This is a genomic window from Tenacibaculum sp. MEBiC06402, from assembly GCF_049239625.1.
Taxonomy (GTDB): Bacteria; Bacteroidota; Bacteroidia; order Flavobacteriales; family Flavobacteriaceae; genus Polaribacter.
In genome coordinates this window covers 69920-92444 of record NZ_JBMKKT010000105.1, presented here as the reverse complement: position 1 = coordinate 92444, position 22525 = coordinate 69920, and the positions used below count along the sequence as shown (strand labels likewise).

The window sequence follows — 22525 nt, the reverse complement described above, 5'->3', positions numbered from 1 at the left end:
TTGCTTTTTTAATATATTTTAAAACGTTTTATTAAGCGTTTAATGGTTTTCCATCCCAAGCTGCTTTAGCTGCTTCTTTTACAGCTTCAGAGTATGTTGGGTGACCATGACAAATACGAGCAATATCTTCTGCAGAAGCTCTGAATTCCATTGCAACAGCCATTTCCATAATTAAGTCAGCCACACGAGCACCAACCATGTGAACTCCTAAAACTTCATCTGTGTTTTTATCAGCTAAAACTTTTACAAATCCATCAATATCACCACTAGCTCTAGATCTTCCTAAAGCACGCATTGAAAATTTTCCTGATTTGTATTCTACATTAGCTTCTTTTAACTCATCTTCTGTTTTTCCTACAGCAGCTACTTCTGGCCATGTGTAAATAATTCCAGGAATTAAGTTATAATCAATATGTGGTTTTTCTCCAGCTAAATATTCAGCAACAACAACACCTTCTTCTTCAGCTTTATGAGCTAACATTGCACCACGTACAACATCTCCAATTGCATAAATATTAGAAACGTTAGTTTGTAAATGATCATTTACATCTATTTGTCCTCTTTCAGTTACTTTAACTCCAGCTTTATCTAATGCTAAACCTTCAGTATATGGTCTACGTCCAACAGCAACTAAACAGTAATCACCAGTAAAAGTTACTTCTTCACCTTTTTTATTATTAGCCTTAACGATTACTTCATCTCCATTTCTTTCAACAGCAGTAACACCATGACTTACATTAAACTTAACTCCTTGTTTCTTTAAAACTTTAGTTAATTCCTTAGAAATATCTTTGTCCATTGTAGGTGTGATCGTTGGAGCATATTCCACAACAGTTACATCAGCACCTAAACGCTTATAAACAGAACCTAATTCTAATCCAATAACTCCACCACCAATAACGATTAGGTGTTTTGGAACTTCTTTTAATTTTAAAGCTTCAGTAGAAGTAATAATTCTTTCTTTATCAATTGAGATAAAAGGTAATGTTGAAGGTTTAGAACCAGTAGCGATAATAATATCCGTTCCTTCAATTACTTCAGAACTTCCATCGTTCTTTGTTACCTTAACATGAGTAGCATCTTCAAAAGAACCTAACCCTTCATAAACATCAATGTTGTTTTTATCCATTAGATATTTGATGCCACCAGTTGTAGTTTCTACTACTTTAGCTTTACGATCTACCATTTTTTGGAAATCGAACTTCGGATTTTCAACTGAAATTCCGTGCTCTTCGAAATGGTGAACCGCATCATAATAATGATGTGAAGAATCTAATAAAGCTTTAGAAGGAATACATCCTACATTTAAACAGGTACCTCCTAATGTTGAATATTTTTCTATAATGGCAACTTTCTTACCTAGTTGAGATGCTCTTACCGCAGCAATATATCCTCCTGGGCCAGAACCTATAACGATAATATCGTATTTCATGAGATGTTTTTATTTTAGTACAAAATTACAATTATTTACTCATAAAAACTGAGGATTCTGTATTATTGCTATTTTTAAACGAATAACTTAATTACTGTATGAAAATATTAAAAAAAATAGGATGGGTAGCATTAGGTTTATTATTGGTTATCCAGTTCATTCCTTCGGAAAAAAATAATGGGGAGTATAGTTCTCTTGATACTTTTGTAACTGAAACAAAGCCTTCTGAAGAAGTTCAAAAAATTTTAAAGAACGCATGTTACGACTGTCACAGTAATAAGACAAACTATCCTTGGTATCATTCAATTGCTCCAATTAATTTTTGGATGAATCATCATGTTGAAGATGGAAAAAAGCATTTAAATTTTTCTAAATGGGCTGATTATTCTTTAAAAAGAAGAGAACATAAGATGGAAGAATTTTGGGAAGAAGTAGAAGAGAAGCATATGCCATTAGATTCTTACACATGGACACATTCTGATGCTAAATTATCAGATGAGCAAATTACGATGGTTGTGAATTGGGCAAAAACTGTTCAAGCGAATTATGAAGCTCAAATTCAAAAATAATTGAGTAATAAAGTTCTAATCATTGGATATGTTTGGGTTGAACCAAATTCTTCTGCTGCCGGTGGAAGAATGTTACAACTCATTCATTCTTTTAGAAATAGAAATTATGAAATAATATTTGCTAGTCCTTCTCAAAAGGGAGACAAAGCAATTAATTTATCAAAGCTGGGAGTTAAAGAAGTTCAAATTGAATTAAATTCTCCTAGCTTTAATCATTTTATAAAAGAGCTTCAGCCAAAAATTGTAATGTTCGATCGTTTTATGATGGAAGAACAATTTGGTTGGAGAGTAGCAGAAAACTGTCCGAATGCTCTACGAATATTAGATACTGAAGATCTTCATTTTCTTAGGAAAGTCAGACATCAACAATTAAAAAAAGGTGTTGCATTTTCAATAGATGCACTATTAAAATCAGTTGATGCGAAAAGAGAAATTGCTTCTATTTTGCGATGTGATTTAAGTTTGATTATTTCTTCTTTCGAATTGAAATTATTGAAAGAAACATTTACTATAAATGAATCCTTAGTAATGCATTTGCCATTTATGTTAGATGGTATTTCAGATAAAATAACATCAAATTGGTTATCATTTTCAGAAAGAGAGCATTTTGTTTTTATTGGTAATTTCTTTCATAAACCTAATATTGACGCAGTTTTAGCGTTAAAGAAATTATGGCCAAAAATTAGAAGGCAGTTGCCAAAAGCTGAAGTGCATATTTATGGAGCTTATGTGAATCAACAAATTCAACAATTACATAAACCGGATCAAGGTTTTGTTGTTAAAGGATTTGTGGAGAATGCTAATGAAGTTGTTTCTAAAGCTAAAGTGGTTTTAGCACCAATACGATTTGGAGCTGGTATAAAAGGTAAATTAACCGAAGCAATGTACTGTGGTACTCCGAGTGTAACGACAACTATTGGAGCAGAAGGAATGTATGATGATTTACCATGGAACGGTTTTATTGCCAAATTAGAGGATGATTTTGTGGATAAAGCGGTAACGCTTTATACTGATAAGAATACTTGGGAAACTGCTCAGAGAAACGGAATAACTATAATTAATTCAATTTATGATAAGGAGATTTTAGAATCTAGTTTTATGGATAAAATTGATGAGTTAATTTCAAATTTAGAAAAACATAGAACCAATAATTTCTTAGGAGCTTTATTACAACATCAAACACTGCAGTCCACAAAATACATGAGTAAGTGGATTGAAGAGAAAAATAAAAAAGAGACCGATTAATTCATCATTGCTACGACTCTTGCCGGAGCAGCTGAAGCACCAACGATTTTCAAGGGAAATACAGCCACTTTAAATCCAGTATAAGGTAAAGCATCTAAATTTACTAATTGTTCCATATGCCAATATTCCTTGTTTTGTCCGACTAAGTGAGCTTCCCAAAATAACTCTGAATTTTTCGTTTCTTTAGCTTTTTGTAACATGTAAGGAAGTGGTAAATCCCAACCCCAAGAATCAATTCCCATCACTTTTATTCCTTTGTCAATTAACCAAGAAGTAGCTTCGGCACTCATTCCTGTACCAACTTTATGGAAGTCTTTTGTCCCGTTAAATTTATCACGACCTGTTTTAATCAAAACAATCATTCCAGATGTAATCTCTAAATTGTTTTCTGAAAGAAACTTTTCAATATCGTTAACAGTGATTGGATCAAAATCAACTTTATGTTTCATGTCGATAACAATTCCATCTGAGTAACAAATATCTAAAGGAATTTCATCAATTGTTTTTGATTTTTCCCCATTTGTTGTAGGAGAATAATGCCAAGGCGCATCGATATGTGTAGTAGAGTGAACTCCCATTTTCTGAATTACATCATCTGCCCATCCATCAAAGTTCTTTGGGAAAAGTTTAAAAGGAAGTCCTAAAAAACGAATTAACCATTTCGCTTTTTTATGGGGTTTGTGCTTAATTTTCACTTTCATAAACCAAGGATCGTTTTTGTTATAACGAATTGGTTTAGATAAATCGATGATTTTCATTTCGGAGGTAATTAGATTTTTGGTTCACTAAAATAACTTATTATTTTATCGGTTGATAATCGGTAGGTAATAAATCGGCAATTTTCTCATACGCCCAATATTGTTCAGTAAAAGTTCCTAAAGGATTAGCGAGTTTTCCAGAAGGGAAGATTTCAATAGGTTTTTCTAGCATTTGAATTATAGATTCTTGCTGGTTCAACCTTTTTCCGAATTTTCTATAATTCAATTCTTCTTTCTCTTTCGTATAAATTACTTCAAGCCAAAAATTAAAATTTAAATATGTTTTTCCATTCGTTCTGAATACTAAATCATCATAGTTCAAATTTTCTTTTAACGGAACTTCTTTAACTTTTTCTCCTTCTTTTAAAATGATTTTTTGCCTTTTAAATTGATTAATCACAAATCCTTCCTCTTGGACATTTGCCATGTATAAACTTCTGAAGAAATGTAATAAAGATCCGTTGTAGGCTTTCAATCTGTTTTTTTGCCAACGTTTTTCTTGCCTTTTTTTACCTTTTAATTTCTCATATCTGGCATAACCGTGAAAAGAAGTCGATTTATGATCAATGGTAAGTTTAACTAAATCGTAATAAACTTTATATCCTAATTTTTTATTTAGAATTTGAATTGGTTTTTTCGCTCGAACAGTTAGTTTTCCTGTTCTTGAATGTAAGTAGTATTGTAAAACATCTGGATTTAAAATTTCACAGCCTTTGGCTAAATCTGTGTTTCCAATAAAGGCTTGTTTAAATCTTTTAAAATCTTTGAAATTGTTTTTCGGACTAATATCCAATTCTACTTCATCTAATAGTTCATTGTCTTCTTCTAATTGAATTGTCAAATATTCTTTTTCCTCTGAAAGAATTAGTTTTTCAACTGTCTTAAAGCCTAGAAAATAAACGACCAAAGTATAATTATCAGAAGGAGCTTTTAATTCAAATTCTCCATTTTCATCGGATATTGTTCCAATTGTGGTGTTGTTTAAAAAAACCGAAGCACCTTCTAAAACTGAGTTATTGTGATCCGTAATTTTTCCTTTGATAGTTTTCTGGGCAATCAAAGAATGTGTAACAAGAAAAACTAAAGAGATAATAAAAGATTTCATAATGCAAATTTTGATTTTAAAAATAAGCATTTCAGGAATTTAGGAAAAGTTTTCTTTCTGGTTTTATTTTGTGGTTGGCTGATAATCTAGTGGTAACATAGTTGCGAAAGCTTCAAATCCCCAATATTCTTCTTGATAAAAAGAGGAAGGATCTAATAGAATTCCAGTTGGGTCTATTTGTGATTTTCCTTTTAACAATACAAGATGAGAAGTTTGTACTTTCAACGGTTGCGACCTTCTGTTTCTAAATACTCCTTTGATAAAGTTTTCTTCTTCAGGTTCTTTTGTGTAAACTACAATTAAGTAGTCTTTAAAATCGAGAAAAGGAATGTTATTTTCAAATGAAATCATTTCTTCGTACGGAACATTTCTTTTGTATAAGTAATCACGGAATTTTGGAAGTTCTCTGGCTTTTTTTAACGTAACCAAAGCACTATCTAATTTGGTTTTTGGTTCTGTAATAGATCTTGTGAAATTCACTTTGTTTCCATGAAGTTTAACTAACTCTCTGGCGAATTGTATTTTTTCTTCTGACGGTCTTTCTTCATTACGAACCCTTCTAAATTGATTGATTACAAATCCATCTTCTTTTAATTGTTTGTTTAGTAAACTTCTTAAAAAATGCATTTGAGAGCCATTGTATGCTGTAAGTCTATTTTCTTTCCATTTTTTACGAATGGATTTTCGAAGATTTTTGTATTGTGCATATCCGCTGAAATAAACCTGATGGCTGTCTAAGGTAAAATCAACCAAATCATACGTAATTAAGTAGCCTAATCCTGAATGCTTTATTTGTAAAGGTTTTCTAGCAATCGCTGTTAGCGTATTTGTTTTTTTGTTGTAATCGAAGTGTAAATCTTTTTCATTTAAAATTTTACATTCTTCGGCTAATTTTGATCGCCCGAAAAAACTATTCTTAAACCTTGCAAGATTATATTTCCATTCGTCATCGTAGATTGTTTTTACAACTTCTACTTCATTAAGCATTTCATTGTCTTCTGAAAGTTGAATTGACAATGCTTTAGTTTCTTCTGTATTTATTTGTTTTTGATAAGTTTTATAACCTAAATATGAAACTACCAAGGTATAAGTTCCTTTTGTAATACGAAGTTCAAATTCTCCATTTGAATCGGTCAACGCACCGATAGTTGTATTATTGAAAAAAACTGAGGCTCCTTCTAAAGGTTCGTTTTGTATGGAAGTTATTTTTCCTTTAATTATTTGTTGAGCGAAAATATTGGTCGCAAGAAGAATGAATGTAATTAAAAGTCCCTTTTTCATGTTAAGTTGATTTCCATAAAAATAGGGACTTCCTAAAAATTAGTTTCTTAAAAATGTATTAATTCTCCGTCCTCCGGAATATAGGTTTTGTGAAGTAAGTTTTTCTCTTTCAAAATTGAACGTAATTTTTCTCTTGTAGTAGGACAATGATTGACAGCTTCCATATGATTTGCAATCACTTTATTTGGAGCATTTTCAACGAACTTTACAATATCATCTACAGTCATTAATAATGGTTTAAAAATATCGAATTGAGCAGAGCCGGCAGCTACTACACTTATGTCTGGTTTATATTCTCCTAAAACTTTATCTACATCTTCGGTATAAATTGTATCTGAACTTATATACACCGAAGGTTGACCAGGAAGTTGAATGAAAAACCCCATTACATTACCAGCGGGTTTTGCAACAAAACCATAACCATGTCTTGCAGGAATTCCCTCTATTGTACCATTTAAAAAGGGAGTTTTATTCCAGTATTCTAGTGTGTTTACAACATTTAAACCTTTTTTACGAAATGTTTTTTCGTCCAATACACTACAAGTTACTGGTATGTTTTTCGATTTTAAAAACCTCTCAGCAGCAATGTCGAGATGATCTGGATGGTTGTGAGTAATTATGCAATGAGTAACCTTTTCCAGAAGAGATTTTGTATTATCAGGAAGTTCTACAGTTGGATTTCTTTTTGATTTAAATCGTATAAATGAGAATGGAGGTAAAGAACCTTTTTTTCCTAACATCGGATCAACTAAAATCACTTCTGTTTTAGTTTCTATTACTAAAGTTGCATTTCTAATATGTTGAATTTTCATGGGTATTATTTTTTATACAAAGTAAGAGGCTCTATAAATCAATCCCATTGATTCAAATCAAGAAATGCGTTTTCTGATTCTACTTAAGGTTTCTGGAGTAATATTTAAATAAGAAGCAATATGGTATTGTGGTATTTTTTCTAACCAATGAGTTTTGTAAATGAATAATTCTTGATACAATTCATCAGCAGATTTTGTAATTCTGTTGTACTCAAATAATTCTTTCTGTTTTAGTAATTTCTGAAAAGATAAATCGATAAAACTTTTACCACATTCATACTTTTCTAAAAGTTTAGTGAATGGTTCTTTCTCGATTGTTAATAATTCAATATCGCTTAAAGCTTCTTGATTTTTATTTGTAGAACTATTGTTGTTGAAAGAAAATAGATCAGAAACAAATTGTGGTTTTGTATAGAAATTAATGTTTGTTTCTTTTTCAGGTGTTGCATAAAATTCTCTGACAATTCCTGAATTAAGAAAACGTAATTCTTTCTCCGTTGTTTTAGCTTTTAAAAGAATTTCTCCCTTTTTAAAGTATTTCTTTTTAAATAGCGATAGAAGTTCATCAATTCCATGTTGATTTAAAGGATATTCAGTTTCAAAGAATTTAGAAATTTTATCGTACATACAAATGAAATTAAAAAGAGTTGCAAGTAATTTAAAAACTTGCAACTCCAAATTTATTTTAGGCAGTTAAAAGTCCTGCTCTTTTTAATAAAGCTTCTGGTTTTGGTTCTTGTCCACGGAATCGTTTGTACAATTCCATTGGCTTTTCAGTTCCTCCTTTAGATAGCACATGGTCTTTAAACTTAGAGGCAATTGTTTTATTAAATATTCCTTCTTCTTGGAAATATTCAAAAGCATCAGCATCTAAAACTTCCGCCCATTTATATGAATAATAACCAGCTGAATATCCGCCTTGAAAAATATGAGAAAATGCAGTACTCATACAGTTTTCAGCTACATCTGGATATAATTTGGTATTGCTAAAGGCTTTTAATTCAAAATCTTTTACAGTTGTTCCTTCTGCTGGTTTTCCAGAATGCCAATTCATATCTAATAATCCGAAACTTAATTGACGAAGTGTTTGCATTCCTTCGTGAAATGTTGCAGATTCTTTTATTTTCTGAACGTATTCCATCGGAATCGTTTCTCCCGTTTCATAGTGCTTGGCAAATAACTCTAAAGCTTCTTTTTCGTAACACCAGTTTTCCAAAACCTGACTTGGTAATTCTACAAAATCCCAAGAAACTGAAGTTCCCGATAAGCTCTTATAAGTTGTATTTGCCAGCATTCCATGCAATGCATGACCAAATTCATGGAAAAGTGTAGTTACCTCATTAAAAGTTAGTAAAGATGGTTTGGTTTCCGTTGGTTTGGTAAAATTACAAACAATAGAAACTTGCGGACGATCATTTACATCCTTTTTAATCTGTTGAGATTTATAAGAAGTCATCCAAGCTCCGTTTCGTTTTCCAGGTCTTGGGTGAAAATCTGCATAAAAATGTGAAACAAAGTTTCCGTTTGCATCAGTAACATTATATGTTTTTACATCTTCATGATATTTATCGATAGTGTCGATTTCTTCAAAGTTTAAATCAAATAATCTATTTGCAATTTCAAAAACACCAGCGATTACATTTTCTAACTTGAAGTAAGGTTTTAATGCTTCTTGATCTAAATCGAATAACTCCTTCTTTAATTTTTCAGAATAGTAAGCTCCATCCCACTTTTCTAATCGATCAATATTATCAAGGTTTTTAGCATAACTCTCTAAATTCTTAAATTCACGTTCCGCAGCAGGTTTCGCTTTTTCGAGTAAATCATTTAAAAAAGAAAGAACCTTTTCTGGAGTTTCTGCCATTCGGTCCTCTAATACGAAATGAGCATGAGAATCATAACCTAAAAGATTTGCTCTTTGATGACGAAGTTTTACAATTTGAAGAACAATTTCTTCATTGTTATGATCATTTTTTTGGAATCCTTTTTTTCCCATAGCAACAGATAATTTTTTTCTTAATTCTCTATTTTCAGCATAGGTCATAAAAGGAATATAACTTGGATAATCTAAAGTAATTAACCAACCATCTTTATCTTTTTGTTGCGCTAATAATTTAGCTGCTTCTTTAGCTCCATCTGGCAATCCTTTTAAATCATCTTCATTTGTTAGTAATAATTCAAAAGCGTTGGTATCAGCTAAAACATTTTCTCCAAATTGAAGCGATAATTTAGAAAGTTCAGCATCCAGTTTTCTTAATTCTGATTTTTTCTCATCATCTAAATTAGCTCCGTTTCTTGAAAAACCTTTGTATTGTTTATCAAGAAGCATGTCTTCTTCTGGAGTTAATGTCAGTGAATCTTTTTGATCGTAAACTGCTTTTACTCTTTTGAATAAATCAGCGTTTAAAATCATGTCGTTTTTAAATTCACTTAACCATGGAGAAATGTCTTTGGCTATTTTTTGGATTTCTTCATTTGTTTCAGCTGAATTTAAATTGAAGAAAATAGAAGTTATTCTATCTAGTTTTTCTCCTGTATTATCTAGAGCAACAGTAGTGTTTTGAAATGTTGGTTCATCAGCATCCACAACAATTTCATTAATTTCTTCTTTAGCGATTGCAATGGCTTCTTTAATTGCAGTTTTATAATGTTCCTCTTTTATTTGAGTAAAAGGAGGAGTGTCAAATCCTTCTAATAATGGGTTTTTCGTCATTTTAATTTGATTTTTTAACCGATAAAACCTCACAAATAAAAGATCTGTGAGGTTTTATGTTTAGTTGTACTAAGATACTTATTTCTTAACTCTTTCGGAAGCTTTTTCAACTTTTAATTTCAACCCTTCCTTGTATGCAATAATTTTATCAAGCACACATTTATCTGAAGCTCCAATAATCTGAGCAGCTAAAATTCCTGCATTTTTTGCGCCATCTAAAGCTACAGTTGCCACAGGAACTCCTCCTGGCATTTGTAATATTGACAAAACAGAATCCCAACCATCTATTGAATTTCTACTTTTTACAGGAACTCCGATAACGGGTAATGGACTCATACTTGCCACCATTCCTGGTAAGTGAGCTGCACCACCAGCACCAGCAATGATAACTTGCACACCCCTTTTATGTGCATTTGTTGAATAATCGAATAATTTTTCTGGAGTTCTATGAGCAGAAACGATATCAACCTCTATTTGAATATCCATACTTTCTAAAACATCAATTGCTTCTTGCATAATTGGAAGATCTGAATCACTTCCCATGATAATTCCTACCATACTATTTTTATTTTGCGATAACCTTTACGGTTTCTTTTACTTTTTGTGCTAATTCTCTAGCTTTATTAATATCTTCATTTACGATGGTAACATGTCCCATTTTTCTAAAAGGTTTTGTGTGAGTTTTTCCATAAATATGCGGAGTAACTCCATCTATCTCTAAGATGTTTTCCATGTTCTCATATACTACTTCACCTGTATGACCTTCGGCACCAACTAAATTCACCATAATTCCAGCAACTTTACTATCAGTATTTCCTAAAGGAAGATTTAGAATACTTCGTACGTGTTGTTCAAATTGACTAGTATAACTTGCTTCAATACTATAATGACCAGAGTTATGAGTTCTTGGAGCAGCTTCGTTCACTAAAATTTCATCATTTTCTGTTTGAAACATTTCAACTGCTAATAATCCAATAAAATCAAATTTGTCAGCAACTTTTAGAGCGACTTCTCTAGCTTTTGTTGCAACATTATCATCAATTCTTGCTGGACAAATGACATATTCTACCTGATTAGCTTCTGGATGAAATTCCATTTCAACTACAGGATAAGTTTTAATTTCTCCTTTTTGATTTCTCGCTACAATTACTGCTAATTCGTTTTTAAAAGGAACTAGTTTTTCTGCAATGCATTCTCCGTCTGGTAATCCTTCTAAATCACTGAAGTTTTTTACAACTTTAACTCCATTTCCGTCGTAACCAAATCTAGCAGATTTCCAAACAAAAGGAAATTCTATAATTCCGTTTTCATAAGAATGTTTTAATTCCTCTAAGTAAGCATAATGTGTGAAATCTGCTGTAGGGATGTTATGTTGCTTATAAAACTTTTTTTGTTGCGCTTTATTCTGAATGATTCTCAGATTACTTGGTTTAGGATAAATTGGTAATCCTTCTTTTTCTAATTGATCTAATGCATCAATATTTACATTTTCAATTTCAATTGTAAGTAAGTCTACCTTTTTTCCGAAGTTATATACAGTTTCAAAATCCAATAAATCTCCCTGATGAAACTCATTACATATTTGAGCACAAGGAGCATCTTCTGATTTATCTAAAATAACCGTGTAAATATCTAGTTTTTGTGTTTCGGTAAGCAACATTCTTCCTAATTGCCCTCCTCCCAAAACACCTAATCTAAAATTAGAAGAGAAATAGTGTTTCACTTTAATACGTTAATTTGTGTTGTACACACAAAAGTAATAATCTTATTGGTGTTGGAGAATTATTTAACGGCTAATTTGCAGTGCAGTACTACTAATTTGCAGTGCGGTATATTCTAATGCAAAACAACCTTGACCGTTAATAGGAGAACCATTTAAGGAGTTGTATTCTTTTTGGCTACATTGACAGATTAGTTTTAACCCATCAAAAGTCATAGGAGAAGTACAATCTTTTTCAGGACACTCTAAGTCATACGCTTTAAATGCTGATGAAGTTCTTCTAATGATTAATACATTTCTTCCGCCTAAAGTCACAGAAGTATGTCCTCCTGGTACTTGAATATCGATAAACTGTGGATTAGATAAATTGATAGTTTCATTTAAGGTAATACCAAAAAAACAGTCATTAGTATTTGTGTCGTTAGTGCAACTAACAATAAGTAAACCAGTAATTAAAATTAAAATCTTTTTCATTTTAAGAAACCTTTATCTATCCTTGAAGAACGCTAATTTACAAATATTTTGTACATTTGTAAGACGATCTCATTCCTAACGGACTGGGATTTTTAAATTTTATGACCCCCAGTGTCGATGGTTATAATTTGGCGCTTCGTGAATTTACATCACTAAAAACGCTATAAAATCAAATTAATTATTTAAACCAAGAAAGAATGAGTCAAGTATCATACTATACAGAAGAAGGATTAAAGAAGCTAAAAGATGAATTAGCTCATTTAGAGCAAGTAGAGCGTCCGAGAGTTTCGCAAGAAATAGCAGATGCAAGAGATAAAGGAGATTTAAGTGAAAATGCTGAGTATCATGCGGCAAAAGAGGAACAATCTTTATTAGAAACGAAAATAGCGAAGCTTAAAAATGTTGTAGCAAATGCTAGGATTATAGATGAAAGTCAGTTAGATACATCTAAGATTTTAATTCACTCGATAGTGAAATTAAAGAACGCTACAAATGGAATGGAGTTTACTTACACATTAGTGGCGGATAGTGAGAGTGACGTAAGAAATGGAAAGCTTTCGGTAAACTCCCCAATAGGAAAAGGTTTACTGGGAAAAACAGTTGGTGATGTTGCCGAAATACAAGTTCCGAATGGTTTGATGAAATTTGAGGTCTTAGAGATTTCACGATAAAAAAAGAATCTAGACGCGTTGTTTATACAACGCGTTTTTTAATTAATTTTACCTTAAAACTAAATTTAATGGCAAGTATTTTTACCAAGATTGTAAAAGGAGAAATTCCGTCATATAAAGTTGCGGAAAATGATGATTTTTATGCTTTTTTAGATATCAATCCCAATGCAGTTGGACATACACTAGTAATTCCAAAAAAAGAAGAAAATAAAATCTTCGATTTATCTAAAGAAGAATATACTGCATTAATGGATTTTAGTTACCGTGTAGCTAAAGCTTTGGAAAAAACAATTACTTGCGAGCGCATCGGAATGAGTGTTATCGGTTTAGAAGTTCCTCATGTTCATGTTCACTTGATTCCAATTAATACCATGGCTGATATGCAATTCATGAAAAAAGAAAAATTAGCAAATGAAGAGTTTGTTGAATTGGCTTCTAAAATTGCAGCGAACTTCGAATAAATGAAAAAGTGGTTGAAATCAGGTCTTATTTGGGGAATGATAATGTTTGTGATAATGACATTTATCTATCCTTACTTTAATAACGAGGAAATAACATTGAAAAAGACACTAATTGGTTTTGTGTTATGGACTATTGGTGGAATTTTATTCGGTAGAACTTTAAAGAATAACTATAAAGAATAATTTAGATTTTATTCATTTGAATCTCAAAAGTAGTTCCTTTATTTAATTCAGATTTTTTTACAAATATTTTTCCTTTGTGATAATCTTCGATGATTCTTTTTGATAAAGATAAACCTAATCCCCAACCACGTTTTTTGGTCGTGAATCCAGGTTTAAATATTTGATTGAATTTTGATTTAGGAATTCCTTTTCCTGTGTCTGAAATTTGTATAAAAGTTTGATTTTCATCTTCCTTTATGTTTACACTAATAGCACCTTTACCTTGCATTGCATCTATGGCGTTTTTGATTAAGTTTTCAATTACCCATCCATAGAGCTCGGTATTTAGGTTTACTAAAATTTCTTCGTTTGAAGATTGAAAGGAAAATTCAACCTGTTTTGAACTTCTTGATTTCAGATAATTAAAAATACTAGTTGTAATATCGACGATATTGTTTTTTGTTAGGTTAGGGGCAGAACCAATTTTAGAAAATCGATTGGCGATTATACTTAAACGATCAACGTCTTTTTGTATTTCAGCAACATATTCCTCATTTATATTTTCAGATTTTAAAATAGTTATCCAACCTAGTAAAGATGATAATGGCGTCCCTATTTGATGTGCAGTCTCTTTCGCCATACCAGTCCATAATTTATTTTGGTCGGCAATTTTACTTGAATTAAAAAACAAATAGATAACCCCTAAAAATAATCCTAAAATTAAAATCAATGCGATGGGATAATACGTTAATTTTTGAAGTAGATCAGAATCACGATAATAGATATATTCCTTTCTGCCTAAATAATTAATTTCAATTGGTTTATTCTGCCGTTTCATGATGGCGAGTTGCTCCTGTAAATAAAAAGGATCATTCGTTCTGTTTTCATCTAAGTTATGGACTTCTCCGATAGTTCCATTTACACTTGTAAGAATACAAGGAATGTCGTTGTTCTCCAGTACTTTGAGTTCCAAATTCATGTCTGCATCAAGATTCGGAGTATTTCCAACTCTTTCTAGGGCAAAAGCAAATTGTTCCATTTTTTCTCTTTCCTCTTGCTTAAATTTTATGAAAAATGAGTAGGTGTTCCATAAAATCAAAGAAACAATTACGAAAGAGATTAGGATGATTAATCTTTTCCCAGAAAACAAATACTTAAAAAAGTTCAACATGTTTCAAATATAAACTATTCTTAAAGTATAACTTAATTGTTAAATCCATAGTATATTTACAATAAATAAAATCTAAACAACAACTCATGTTAACAATTGATCCTAAAGAAGTATCTACAGGAAAATTACATCAATATTTACTAGGTGCGATTGCGCCAAGACCTATAGCTTTTGCAAGCACAATTGACGAGGAAGGTAACCCTAATTTATCGCCTTTTAGTTTTTTCAATGTATTTGGTGCGAATCCACCAATTATGATTTTTTCTCCAGCGCGAAGTGTAAGAAATAATACAACAAAGCATACTTTAGATAACGCCGAAGCAGTAAAAGAAGTGGTTATCAATGTTGTGAATTACGATATTGTTCAGCAAATGTCTTTGAGCAGCACAATGTATCCGAAAGGAGTAAATGAATTTGAAAAAGCTGGATTAACAATGTTGCCTTCGGAAGTTGTAAAACCATTTAGAGTGGCCGAATCTCCAGTTCAGTTTGAATGTAAAGTAATTGATATTATTTATACAGGAAAAGAAGGTGGAGCAGGAAATTTAATCATGTGTGAAGTGGTCAAAGTTCATGTTAAAGAAGAAGTATTAGGAGAGGATGGTTTGATAGATCAACATAAAATTGATTTAGTTGCCAGAGCAGGAGGGAGTTATTATTCAAGAGCAAGAGATGGTTTTTTTGAAATACCAAAGCCTTTGTCAACACTAGGAATTGGAGTAGATCAAATTCCTAGTGAAATAAGAAATAGCAATGTACTAACAGGAAATAACTTGGGAGTTTTAGGAAATGTAGAGCAATTACCAAGCGAAGAGACTGTTAATAACTTTGCTAAAGAACATCCAGAGTTCGTTGGTGTTACAGAAGAAAAAAAACATACATTTGCACAAGAATATTTATTAAAAAATGACGTTGAAAGTGCATGGAAAGTACTTTTAATTAAATAAGAAGATTATGGAAGTTATAGGGAAAATTAAAATTATTAACGATACACAGACTTTTGGAAGTAACGGTTTTAGAAAGAGAGAGTTAGTGTTAACTACAGATGAGCAATATCCTCAAATGTTAATGATTGAATTTGTTCAAGACAAGTGTGATTTGTTAAACAATTTCCAAGTAGGGCAAGACGTAAAAATTTCAATTAATTTAAGAGGTAGAGAATGGATTAACCCAGAAGGAAAGGCAATGTATTTTAATTCTATTCAAGGTTGGAGAATTGAAAATTTACAACAAGCTTCTGCTCCTCAGAACATGCCTCCAGTAGATCAGTTTCAACCAGCTCCAGACTTAACTGATAACGAGCCAGACGATTTACCTTTCTAAAATTTAAATTAAAAAAGAAAACCTCAGAATAAATATTAATTTACTCTGAGGTTTTCTTTTTTAATTAAAGTATAATTAATTAAGTCGTGATTTTTTAAGTTGCTGATATCTCGCTTACTGTGGCACACGTTACTTCGTTACCAATTATATTATAGTGTTTGATGGATCCATCATCGTAAAAACAGGTTAATCCCCAGCCTTTATATGTGTTTCCTTCTTTAGTAGTCCACCATCCTATCTCTTTTGAGCAAGTTCTGCCTTTTCCGTTAATTTTTAATTGCTCTTCTTTGCTTAATAAAGAGATTCCTGACAGTTTCGTAAATTTACTTATCATGATTGATTTATTTTTTGATTTGCCCCAAATATATCAATAGAATATAAAGAAAATAATAATTTTTCTTTTTTATTTTGGAGGCATAGGACCTCTCAAGTGAATTATTAAACCATTTAGGAAATTTCTTAAAATTTGGTCTCCACACTCCATATATTTAGGGTGATCTTCTTTTCTGAAGAAAGCACCTATCTCTGCTTTAGAAACTTTAAAATCTACCAATGCGCAGATATCGATTATATCTGTATCTCTTAGCTTGTGAGCAACACGAAGCTTTTTAAAAATATCGTTATTTGTTAATGCCATTGTACAAAGATAGGGTTAATTTACCACTGAAAATATCGCCCAAGCATAGATTGCAAAGCGTAAAAATCTAAAAAGACCAAAAACAATTACGTTTTTAACCGGATACTTTATCATACCAGCAGTTAAACAACTAATTGCGAAAGGTAAAGGTAATAAAGCTCCAACAAGAATTAAAAAGCTACCCCATTTTTTAGTATTCTTTAAATGCTTTGCCATTTTCACTTCAAGGTATTCGCTTACAGCATCTATTTTTAGAGAAGCTTTACCTATATAATAAGCAGAAATACCTCCTAAGTACGATAGAGTGGCTAGTATAGATAAATTAAAAATAGGCTCTGAAGTTTTCTTAGACCAAGCTATAAAAATTTCTGGCGGAACTAAACCTAAGATAGTTTCGGAAGTAAAAAAAGTTATGAATAAGCTCGTTCTAGAAAATGTTTCCGTCATTTTCTGAAGCCCATCATTAATATTGTACACATACTTATTGAATAATATAAGTGCAACAATAATTAAAACAAGAGGTAAAAAAGCTTTCTTTAAACTTTCCCATATAAACATATAAAAACCTGTACGTTGATAGTAGTTGTGCAGGCGTTTTACGTGCGCGTCTTTATTCTTTTTTTTAGGATTTTTTGTCATTATCGTCTCCGTCAAACCATTAGGGGGCAAAAATAGAGAGGTTTTTAGTTTTACAAAAGTTAAATCTTATTATTTTTAAGAGCTAATTTTACTATTATGAAGATTACAAAGATCATAGAAAATCTTTTTAAAAAATACATTCCTTCACCTTTTACAATTGCAGTTTTATTGACATTATTAACTATGGTATTGGCCTTAGTTTTTACAATGCCTAAAAATGAATCAATATTAGGTTATACATCACAAGTATTAGGCTTTTGGGAAAAAGGAATTTGGAACAACGATTTACTTGTTTTTGCATATCAAATGATGTTGATTTTAGTGTTAGGACATGTGTTAGTGTTGAGTAAACCAATGAGTAATCTAATTCAAAGGCTTACTCAATATTGTACAAATACTGCTAATAGTGCTATGCTTGTTAGTACAGTTACGATGCTTGTAGCTTTTTTTAATTGGGGGTTAGGTTTAATTTTTGGAGCATTATTAGCAAGAAAAGTTGCCGAAGATGTGCAACGTCGAGGTTTAAAAATTAATTACCCAATTGTTGGAGCAGCAGGATACGTGGGTTTAATGGTTTGGCATGGAGGAATATCAGGTTCAGCACCAATCAAAATAAATGAAGAAGGACATATAAAATCTATTATGAGTACGATTTCTTCTGAATCAAATTTATCAAGAATTCCAGACATCATAGATTACAGTCAAACTGTATTTAGTTGGTGGAATATACTCATATTTATTGCAGTTGTTTTAGCAGTTGCGGTAACCTTTTATTTTATGGGCAAAAAAGCGGAACCTACTCATATTGATCTGCCAGATTATAAATTCTCAAATGAAGATAATACACCTGTTGAAAAAGCTGATAAATTGGATCATTCTAAAGTTTTAGGATTCATATTAGGAGGCGTCATTTTAATTGCGTTTTTTATAAAGTATCACCAAGATTTATTATCGCTAAAGATTACTCCTAACCTAATTAATTTTTTTATGTTAGGACTGGCTATTTTACTTCATAAAAATTTTAAAAATTTCACTAACGCTGTGGGAGAAGCTATTTCTGACGTATCAGGAATATTAATTCAGTTTCCTCTTTATTTTGGGATTATGGGAATCATGAAATCCACGGGAATGGTTACATTGATATCAAGTTTTTTTGTGTCTATTTCAACAGCTACAACGTTACCAATTTTTACTTTTTTTAGCGCTGGATTGGTAAATATTTTTGTTCCAAGTGGTGGTGGTCAATGGGTTGTTCAAGGACCAATTGTTGTAGAATCAGCATTGCAATTAGGAGTTCCATTACCTAAAGCAATTATGGCATTGGCTTATGGTGATCAAATTACCAATATGTTACAGCCATTTTGGGCTTTACCTCTTTTAGGAATTACTAAGTTAAAAGCAAAAGAGATTTTACCTTATACGCTTATAGTTATGTTGGTTGGAAGTTTTGTTTATTTATTAGGTTTAGTAATTTTTTAATGTATTATTGGTTAGGAAAAGATATCGTATTTCCTCCTCACGAAGTGGCTACCGAGGAAGGAATAATCGCCTTAGGAGGCGACTTATCTATCGAGCGTTTAATATATGCTTATAAAACTGGAATTTTTCCTTGGTTTAACGAGGGTGAACCAATAGTTTGGTATTCTCCCCCAGAGAGAATGGTTTTGTTTCCAGAGGAAATTCGTATTTCAAAATCGATGAGACAGGTTCTTAGAAAAAACGATTTTACAATTACCGAGAACAAAGCTTTTAATGATGTAATTCTATCTTGCAAACACATAGAGAGAATTGATCAGGAAGGAACTTGGATTACGGATGATATGGTTGAAGCTTACAGTAAGCTACATGATATTGGCTACGCAAAATCGATAGAAGTTTGGAAGAATGATGTATTAGTAGGAGGACTGTATGGTTTGGATTTACAAAATGGAGTTTTTTGCGGAGAGAGTATGTTCAGTAAAGCTAGTAATATGAGTAAAGTGGCCTTCATATATTTAGCGACACAGAAGAATTACAAATTAATCGACTGTCAAGTTTACAACAACCACTTAGCTTCTTTAGGAGCTAGAGAAATTGATAGAAAATATTTTTTAGAGTATTTGAAAGAATAAAAAGTGTCTTGCTTTGCAGAAAACAAGACACTATATAATCCCCATAATGTTTCACCTTAACTAAGTATGAATTACACTAAGATTTTTTTTCGAGGAGAAAGGTGCCTAATAAAAGGCACCTTAATTAATTCACTCACTTTGGTTTAAACATATTTAGATGAAAACTCAAAAAGCCCTTGTTGCCAAGAAATTCTCCCAATACTTGGCATAATAATTTGTGAATGAATGTAATAGAACATATATAAATTTGAGAGGTTTATATGAGACAAATTTCTTTTAATTAGTGAGATTGCAGGTTCTTTTTTTTAACTATTAAGAGTTTTTTTAAGAATAAAAGTGTTCTTTTTTTACCTTTTTGTTCTTTTTTTTTCAGTTCAAGCGGTAAAGATGAAATAATATTAAATTTTGTCGATATTTGTGATATGTCTAAAAAACTACTACTACTTATCATTTTAATGATAAGTAACCCCCTAAAATCTCAGGTTAAAGAGTTTGAAAATCAACCAACTATTGAAACTCTTTGTAACCTAATGCTTAGTGAGGCGAATACCGTAAGTGTCACTAAAACATATCAAAGAGCTCATAAGTTACTTACCTCAATCAAAAAAGAGAAAAACTTCCTCCATCAAGAAGTAATAGACAAAGTAAAAAGCAAATCATACTTAAGTATCCTTAATTATCACGTTTCAAATCATAATTTTGATTCAGTTAATCACTATCAAAATATCTTAAGAAATACGAGTCATAATTTTTCGGTTCTGGGAAAAAGTGAAATGTATAGTGCGAGAATGTATATTCAAAAGAGCGATTATTATAAAGCCTTAAAAAGTTTTTATAAAGCTATAGAGCTATTTGAAAAAAATAATGATATAGAAAGTCAAATAGAAAGCTATGTTGCTATTGGAAGATTTTACAGAAAGATAAATAGTATAGATTTATCAAGTGAGATTGATTCAGTTTTAATGAATAATTATCTACATAAATCTGATGACGATTATTACGACAAAAAAATCTACATTAATCACGCATCTCATTTAGCTTCTTTGGGATTAGAAAGACAAGCGGTAGGTGTTCTTCAAAATATCAACCCAGAATCACTTAAAAATAGTGTGGTTAAAAGATATTATTACAAAGAGTTATATCCAATATTTACAAGAAATAATCAATTAGATTCGGCCAGAAAATATATAAACAAAGCTTATTCCGATCCCGTTTTTAAATTGCCATGTGATAATGTCAATAAAAGTGTGGGATTGTCATTTCTTGCTTTCAAAGAAAAAAAATATAATAAAGCTCTCCAGTATATCGCGATTGTTAAAGAAAGTGAGTTTTTAGATAGAGTAGAAGGATATACAAAATTGAAAATGTATCGAGTAGAATATTTATCTCACAAGATACTAGGGAACTATAAAAAATCGCTTTCTGCTTATGAAAATTACTTCAAGGTGATGAATGCTCTTAAAAGTTTTCATATCAATGCAAGAGCATCTATTTTAAACTTTAAACTACATTATGATGATAAAATACTTGAGCTAAAAGAAATTAATAGGGTGAGTGATTTGTTTCTTCAACAACGAAAGAAGTTTTACATTTTATATACCTTTTTAATTACTTTTTCAGTACTAGCATTTTTGTTTTTTATTTTTCATTCAAAAAGAAAAAAAGAACGATTACAATTATTTTATGAGTACGAAAAAATTAAGGCAGTAACCGATTATAAAAATCGATTTATTGAAAACCTTTCTCATGAAATCAGTACTCCGATTACTATAATTATTGGCTATCTGAGGTTAATTGGTAATAATCCGATGGACTATTCAAAAGTGTTAAAGTATACCAACTTAGCAAAGAGAAGTACTGAAAATATAGCGAACTCTTTGACGAATTTTCTTACCCTTTCAAAACTAGAAAAAGAACATCTTAATCATAAAACATTGCCTTTACCATTAGGAAAGTTTATCGAGGATTGTGTAATTTCATTTCAGGGTGTCGCGGAAATAAAAAACATTTCGTTATTCTATAAATCGAACATCAATTTGGCCGAAGAACTAGACTACGATTACGATAGTTTGAAGAAAATTATAAACAATCTAGTGTCAAATGCTATAAAGTATACACCACCTCATAAGTCAATTCACTTCTCGGCAGAACTTTTGAAGGAAGAGTTAGTCGTAGTAATTAAGGATGAAGGTATTGGAATTGATAAAAAGGAACAAGAATTAATTTTTGATCGTTTCTATCAATCAAAGCAAAACCAGATTTATGGTGGGTTCGGAATTGGGTTATCTCTCGTAAACGAATTAATTTCAAAGTTGAAAGGAAGTATTTCTTTACAAAGTGAAAAAGGAAATGGAAGTACCTTTAAGGTGACATTGCCAGTTGAATTGAAGAGTTACTCGAAATTCTTGAACGAAGATAAAGTTGCTTTTAAAAATATTACGAACCAAACTCAAATTAAAATTGAAGAACCTGAAGATGCACCTTCAATTTTAGTTGTAGATGATAATATTGAAATTATCAACTATATAAACGAACTATTATCTCCAAACTTTAATTGCACATTTGCTTTTGATGGAGTAGAAGCACTAAATAAAATTCTAGAGTTACATTTTGATGTAATACTTTGCGACCTAAGAATTCCAATTTTAAATGGTTATGAGCTAAAAGCCGAGTTAAATAAAAACGATAGAACTAAGAATATTCCGTATTTATTAATGACAACTTCTATAAAAGAGTTTGCAGAAGGGAAGCAAAATGTCTTAGGTATTAAAGATTATTTGGTCAAACCTTTTAAGGATACAGAGTTACTTACCAGAATAAACATTTTGATAGAAAAAGAGCAATATCAAAAACAGTTACAGAGTATTAATAAAAGTGCGATAAATTATAAAGGAGCTTACGCTGATTTAATGAAAAAAGTAAACTCTATAGTTGTTGAAAATATTAATGATAAAGACTTTAGTGTTAATAAATTAGCCCAGCTTTGCGGGTATAGTCATAAGCAGTTCTCTCAAATAATAAAGGAAAAGTCAGGCTTGTCACCGGTAAAATTGATTTTGGAAATCAGATTATTAATGGCGTATGATTTAATTATTAATAATACATATCAATCTATAAACGAAGTTATTTTTGCCGTAGGATTAAATAGTAGATCTTATTTCAATAAGGTTTTTATGAATAGATTTGGAGTTAAGCCAGGAAAATTAGTTAAAAAGATTAAAGTCGAAGATATCTAACATTC

At 31.2% G+C, this 22525-nt stretch carries 24 protein-coding genes; 10 read left to right on the top strand and 14 right to left on the bottom strand.

Features of this window, described 5'->3' with window-relative positions:
* Positions 1 to 31 precede the first annotated feature (31 nt).
* A complete protein-coding gene (lpdA, locus tag ACOSP6_RS16225) occupies positions 32 to 1432 on the bottom strand; it encodes a dihydrolipoyl dehydrogenase (protein ID WP_422095419.1) in 1401 nt (466 codons plus the stop codon).
* Between the two features lie 98 nt (positions 1433 to 1530).
* On the opposite strand from lpdA, the gene ACOSP6_RS16220 reads away from it, so the two are divergent.
* Together ACOSP6_RS16220 and ACOSP6_RS16215 are read left to right on the top strand one after the other, a co-directional pair.
* On the top strand, positions 1531 to 2001 hold the full coding sequence (locus tag ACOSP6_RS16220; RefSeq protein ID WP_422095420.1) for a heme-binding domain-containing protein: 471 nt from the start codon (positions 1531 to 1533) through the stop codon (positions 1999 to 2001).
* A gap of 69 nt (positions 2002 to 2070) precedes the next feature.
* The gene (locus tag ACOSP6_RS16215; RefSeq protein WP_422095599.1) at positions 2071 to 3246 is read left to right on the top strand and encodes a glycosyltransferase; all 1176 of its coding nucleotides are present in this window, start codon (positions 2071 to 2073) and stop codon (positions 3244 to 3246) included.
* Here the strand turns inward: ACOSP6_RS16215 and ACOSP6_RS16210 are convergent.
* The 9 genes from ACOSP6_RS16210 to ACOSP6_RS16170 form a co-directional block, all read right to left on the bottom strand.
* Positions 3243 to 4004, bottom strand: coding sequence for a cyclase family protein (locus ACOSP6_RS16210; protein ID WP_422095421.1), 762 nt, complete (start codon positions 4002 to 4004; stop codon positions 3243 to 3245). The two genes, ACOSP6_RS16215 and ACOSP6_RS16210, sit on opposite strands and share 4 nt — an antisense overlap.
* Before the next feature lie 40 nt (positions 4005 to 4044).
* Positions 4045 to 5109, bottom strand: coding sequence for a carboxypeptidase-like regulatory domain-containing protein (locus ACOSP6_RS16205; protein ID WP_422095422.1), 1065 nt, complete (start codon positions 5107 to 5109; stop codon positions 4045 to 4047).
* Between the two features lie 63 nt (positions 5110 to 5172).
* Positions 5173 to 6390 carry a carboxypeptidase-like regulatory domain-containing protein gene (locus ACOSP6_RS16200; protein ID WP_422095423.1) on the bottom strand — a complete coding sequence of 406 codons (1218 nt, stop codon included), beginning with the start codon at positions 6388 to 6390 and terminating at the stop codon, positions 5173 to 5175.
* A 47-nt stretch (positions 6391 to 6437) separates the two neighbouring features.
* Complete coding sequence (locus ACOSP6_RS16195) at positions 6438 to 7202, bottom strand: MBL fold metallo-hydrolase (protein ID WP_422095424.1); 765 nt, start codon at positions 7200 to 7202, stop codon at positions 6438 to 6440.
* A 57-nt stretch (positions 7203 to 7259) separates the two neighbouring features.
* Complete coding sequence (locus ACOSP6_RS16190) at positions 7260 to 7829, bottom strand: Crp/Fnr family transcriptional regulator (RefSeq protein WP_422095425.1); 570 nt, start codon at positions 7827 to 7829, stop codon at positions 7260 to 7262.
* Positions 7830 to 7887: 58 nt separating this feature from the next.
* The gene (locus ACOSP6_RS16185) at positions 7888 to 9915 is read right to left on the bottom strand and encodes a M3 family metallopeptidase (protein ID WP_422095426.1); all 2028 of its coding nucleotides are present in this window, start codon (positions 9913 to 9915) and stop codon (positions 7888 to 7890) included.
* Positions 9916 to 9993: 78 nt separating this feature from the next.
* Entirely contained in the window at positions 9994 to 10473 is a 480-nt protein-coding gene (purE, locus tag ACOSP6_RS16180) for a 5-(carboxyamino)imidazole ribonucleotide mutase (RefSeq protein ID WP_422095427.1), read from the bottom strand.
* Between the two features lie 7 nt (positions 10474 to 10480).
* Positions 10481 to 11638, bottom strand: a complete 1158-nt coding sequence (locus tag ACOSP6_RS16175; protein ID WP_422095428.1) for a 5-(carboxyamino)imidazole ribonucleotide synthase — start codon at positions 11636 to 11638, stop codon at positions 10481 to 10483.
* Between the two features lie 63 nt (positions 11639 to 11701).
* Positions 11702 to 12109 (bottom strand): hypothetical protein, encoded by a 408-nt coding sequence (locus ACOSP6_RS16170; RefSeq protein ID WP_422095429.1) that lies wholly within the window; start codon positions 12107 to 12109, stop codon positions 11702 to 11704.
* A 197-nt stretch (positions 12110 to 12306) separates the two neighbouring features.
* Here ACOSP6_RS16170 and greA point away from each other — a divergent pair, with 197 nt between their 5' ends.
* The 3 genes from greA to ACOSP6_RS16155 all read left to right on the top strand — a co-directional run bounded on the left by greA (position 12307) and on the right by ACOSP6_RS16155 (position 13424).
* Complete coding sequence (gene greA, locus ACOSP6_RS16165) at positions 12307 to 12780, top strand: transcription elongation factor GreA (protein WP_422095430.1); 474 nt, start codon at positions 12307 to 12309, stop codon at positions 12778 to 12780.
* A gap of 68 nt (positions 12781 to 12848) precedes the next feature.
* Positions 12849 to 13241, top strand: a complete 393-nt coding sequence (locus ACOSP6_RS16160) for an HIT family protein (protein ID WP_422095431.1) — start codon at positions 12849 to 12851, stop codon at positions 13239 to 13241.
* Positions 13242 to 13424, top strand: coding sequence for a hypothetical protein (locus tag ACOSP6_RS16155; RefSeq protein WP_422095432.1), 183 nt, complete (start codon positions 13242 to 13244; stop codon positions 13422 to 13424).
* A 1-nt stretch (position 13425) separates the two neighbouring features.
* Here ACOSP6_RS16155 and ACOSP6_RS16150 read toward each other — a convergent pair whose 3' ends face one another.
* Complete coding sequence (locus ACOSP6_RS16150) at positions 13426 to 14574, bottom strand: sensor histidine kinase (RefSeq protein ID WP_422095433.1); 1149 nt, start codon at positions 14572 to 14574, stop codon at positions 13426 to 13428.
* An 86-nt stretch (positions 14575 to 14660) separates the two neighbouring features.
* Between ACOSP6_RS16150 and ACOSP6_RS16145 the strand changes: the two genes are divergently transcribed.
* Positions 14661 to 15521, top strand: a complete 861-nt coding sequence (locus ACOSP6_RS16145; RefSeq protein ID WP_422095434.1) for a flavin reductase family protein — start codon at positions 14661 to 14663, stop codon at positions 15519 to 15521.
* 7 nt (positions 15522 to 15528) lie between these two features.
* Entirely contained in the window at positions 15529 to 15897 is a 369-nt protein-coding gene (locus ACOSP6_RS16140; RefSeq protein ID WP_422095435.1) for a DUF3127 domain-containing protein, read from the top strand.
* A gap of 94 nt (positions 15898 to 15991) precedes the next feature.
* On the opposite strand, the gene ACOSP6_RS16135 is transcribed toward ACOSP6_RS16140, so the two are convergent.
* The 3 genes from ACOSP6_RS16135 to ACOSP6_RS16125 all read right to left on the bottom strand — a co-directional run bounded on the left by ACOSP6_RS16135 (position 15992) and on the right by ACOSP6_RS16125 (position 17173).
* Positions 15992 to 16231, bottom strand: a complete 240-nt coding sequence (locus ACOSP6_RS16135; RefSeq protein WP_422095436.1) for a hypothetical protein — start codon at positions 16229 to 16231, stop codon at positions 15992 to 15994.
* 69 nt (positions 16232 to 16300) lie between these two features.
* Entirely contained in the window at positions 16301 to 16534 is a 234-nt protein-coding gene (locus ACOSP6_RS16130) for a DUF1456 family protein (RefSeq protein ID WP_422095437.1), read from the bottom strand.
* Positions 16535 to 16549: 15 nt separating this feature from the next.
* Positions 16550 to 17173 (bottom strand): YqaA family protein, encoded by a 624-nt coding sequence (locus tag ACOSP6_RS16125; protein WP_422095438.1) that lies wholly within the window; start codon positions 17171 to 17173, stop codon positions 16550 to 16552.
* Positions 17174 to 17269: 96 nt separating this feature from the next.
* On the opposite strand from ACOSP6_RS16125, the gene ACOSP6_RS16120 reads away from it, so the two are divergent.
* The 3 genes from ACOSP6_RS16120 (at position 17270) to ACOSP6_RS16110 (ending at position 22520) form a co-directional block, all read left to right on the top strand.
* Positions 17270 to 18652 carry a short-chain fatty acid transporter gene (locus ACOSP6_RS16120; RefSeq protein WP_422095439.1) on the top strand — a complete coding sequence of 461 codons (1383 nt, stop codon included), beginning with the start codon at positions 17270 to 17272 and terminating at the stop codon, positions 18650 to 18652.
* Positions 18652 to 19284, top strand: coding sequence for a leucyl/phenylalanyl-tRNA--protein transferase (gene aat / locus ACOSP6_RS16115; RefSeq protein WP_422095440.1), 633 nt, complete (start codon positions 18652 to 18654; stop codon positions 19282 to 19284). The genes ACOSP6_RS16120 and aat overlap by 1 nt, the downstream gene beginning before the upstream one ends.
* Positions 19285 to 19706: 422 nt before the next feature.
* Positions 19707 to 22520, top strand: coding sequence for an ATP-binding protein (locus ACOSP6_RS16110; RefSeq protein WP_422095441.1), 2814 nt, complete (start codon positions 19707 to 19709; stop codon positions 22518 to 22520).
* The last annotated feature ends 5 nt before the right edge of the window (positions 22521 to 22525 follow it).